We start from the raw sequence: 2877 nt of genomic DNA, 5'->3' as shown, positions 1-2877 counted from the left end.
GGACTGGTCGGCGGGTGCGGTGTCGTTGCTGACGGAGGCGGTGGACTGGCCGGAAGCGGCGGGGCGTCCGCGCCGGGCAGGCGTCTCGTCGTTCGGGATCAGTGGGACGAACGCGCACGTCATCCTGGAGCAGGCGCCGGTCGAAGCGGAGGACGGGCCGCCTTCGGGGCGCCCCGCCGACCTGGTGGTGCCGTGGGTGCTGTCCGGTGACACCACGTCAGCCTTGCGCGCTCAGGCCGGAAAGCTGCTCGCCGAAGGCCCGGGCGACACCGGGCACGAGCACGGCAACGAACACGAGCGGCTCCCGATCGACGTGGCGTTCTCGCTGGCCACCACCCGAGCCGCCCTGGAACACCGGGGCGTCCTGATCGGCTCCACCACGGCCGAACTGCGCCGCGGGCTCGCCGCGTTGGCCGAGGGTCGGCCGGCACCGAACCTCGCCCAGGGCGTCACCGTCTCCGGCGATCTCGCCTTCCTCTTCTCCGGCCAGGGCTCCCAGCGCCTCGGCATGGGCCGGGCGCTGCACCGCGACCACTCGGTGTTCGCCGCGGCCTTCGACGAGGTCTGCGACCACCTCGACGGCCACCTCGAACGCCCCCTCCGTGCCGTGGTGTTCGCCGAAGAGGGCACTGCGGACGCGGAGTTGCTGGACCGTACCGCGTACACGCAGCCCGCCCTCTTCGCCCTCGAAGTCGCGCTGTTCCGACTCCTGGAGCATTGGGGCGTACGCCCCACCCACCTGCTCGGACACTCGGTCGGCGAGCTGGCCGCCGCGCATGTCTCCGGCGTGCTGTCGCTCGAGGACGCCTGCACCATGGTCGCCGCGCGCGGCCGGCTGATGCAGGCCCTGCCCGAGGGCGGCGCGATGGTGGCCGTCGAGGCGGGTGAGTCCGAAGTGCGGGAGTCCTTGGCGGAGTTCTCCGGACGAGCGGACATCGCCGCAGTCAACACCCCCTGGTCAACAGTCGTTTCGGGAGACGAGGACGCAGTCCAGGAAATCGCTCGGCGGTGGGCGGCTGACGGACGCAGGACCACCCGGCTGCGCGTCAGCCACGCGTTCCACTCCCCTCGCATGGACGGCATGCTGGCGGAGTTCCGCGAGGTGGTCGAGGCGCTGACCTTCCACCCGCCCCGGATCCCCGTCGTCTCCAACCTCACCGGTACGGTCGCGACCGGCGAGGAGCTCTGCTCGGCCGACTACTGGGTCCGGCACGTCCGGGGCACCGTACGGTTCGCGGACGGCGTCCGCCGGCTGGCCGGGCAGGGCGTTCGCACCTTCCTCGAGCTGGGCCCCGATGGCGTGCTGGCCTCGATGGGACAGCGGTGCCTCGACGGCGAGGAGACGTCGGGGGAGGCGTCGCAGGAGGCGGCCGGAGAGACTCCCGGTGCGGCGCCGTCGGTGACACCGGTCTTCATACCCGCGCTGCGCAGGGAGCGCCCGGACGCCGAAGCGCTCACGATGGCCCTCGCCCGGCTGCACGTCCGGGGCGTCGGTGTCGACTGGCCCGCGGTGTTCGAGGGGTCGGGCGCGCGGCGTACGGATCTGCCCACGTACGCCTTCAGCCGCCGCCGGTACTGGCTCGACGCCACGACCGGCAGGCCGGAGCTCGTCGGGCCGCCGGCCGCCGTCGCCATGTCACCCGTGTCGGACGCCGGCGCAGAAGGCGCCGCCCTGCGCGAGCGGCTGGCGGGCCTGGCGGAGCGGGACCGGGAGCGCGAGCTGCTCCATCTCGTACGGGCGCAGGCGGCCGCAGTGCTGGGCCACGAGTCCCCGGAAGCGGTCGGCGCCGAGCGCGCGTTCAAGGAACTGGGCCTGGACTCCCTCACGGCCGTCGAGCTGCGCAACCGGCTGACCGCGGAGACCGGCCTGCGACTGCCGGCCACCGCCGTGTTCGACCACCCGACGCCCGGCGCCCTCGTCCGGCACCTGCGGGCGGAGCTGTTCGGTGGGGCGGACCCGGCCGTGGGCCGGCCCTCGGGTTCCGGTGCGCGCGGCCCCCGGCCCGACGAGCCCGTCGCGATCGTCGGGATGGCCTGCCGCTACCCCGGGGGCGTGCGTTCTCCCGAAGAGCTGTGGGAGCTGATCGACCACGGCACGGACGCCATCACGCCGTTCCCTGCCGACCGGGGGTGGGATCTGGAGGGGCTGTACGACCCGGACCCGGATCACCCCGGCACGTCGTACACGCGCGAGGGCGGCTTCCTGGACGACGCGACCCGCTTCGATCCGGCGTTCTTCGGAATCTCACCGCGCGAGGCGCTCGCGATGGACCCCCAGCAACGGGTGCTGCTGGAGGTGTCCTGGGAGGCACTCGAGCGCGCCGGAATCGACCCGCTGTCCCTGCGCGGCAGCCCGACCGGCGTGTACATGGGCACCAGCGGACAGGACTACGACGCGCTGGCCCGGAAGGCTCCGGACGAGTTGGAGGGCCACCTTCTCACCGGCAACGCGGCGAGCGTGCTCAGTGGCCGGGTCGCCTACACCCTGGGACTGGAAGGCCCGGCCTGCACGGTCGACACCGCGTGCTCCTCGTCGCTGGTCGCCCTGCACCTGGCCGCGCAGGCGCTGCGTACGGGCGAGTGCGCCCAGGCCCTGGTCGGCGGGGTGGCCGTGATGGCCGGGCCCGGTGGATTCGTGGAGTTCAGCCGCCAGCGCGGGCTGTCCCCCGACGGCAGGTGCCGCTCCTTCGCCGCCTCGGCCGACGGCACGACGTGGTCGGAGGGGGCCGGGGTGCTGGTGCTCAAGCGGCTCGCCGACGCGACCCGGGACGGCGATCGCGTGCTGGCGGTGCTGCGTGGCAGCGCGGTCAACCAGGACGGGGCGAGCAACGGTCTGACGGCGCCGAACGGTCCGTCCCAGCAGCGGGTGATCCGGCA

The 2877-nt window shown here is 73.8% G+C and carries 1 protein-coding gene; it reads left to right on the top strand.

Annotation, left to right across the window (positions count from 1 at the left end; all coding sequences use genetic code 11):
* Positions 1-19: 19 nt before the first annotated feature.
* On the top strand, positions 20-2877 hold a 2858-nt coding region (locus ADK64_RS48600), incomplete at its 3' end, for a beta-ketoacyl synthase N-terminal-like domain-containing protein (RefSeq protein ID WP_324614358.1).

Origin of the sequence: Streptomyces sp. MMG1121 (genome assembly GCF_001280015.1) — a bacterium.
Taxonomy (GTDB): domain Bacteria; phylum Actinomycetota; class Actinomycetes; order Streptomycetales; family Streptomycetaceae; genus Streptomyces.
This window is presented reverse-complemented; position numbering and strand designations above follow the sequence as displayed.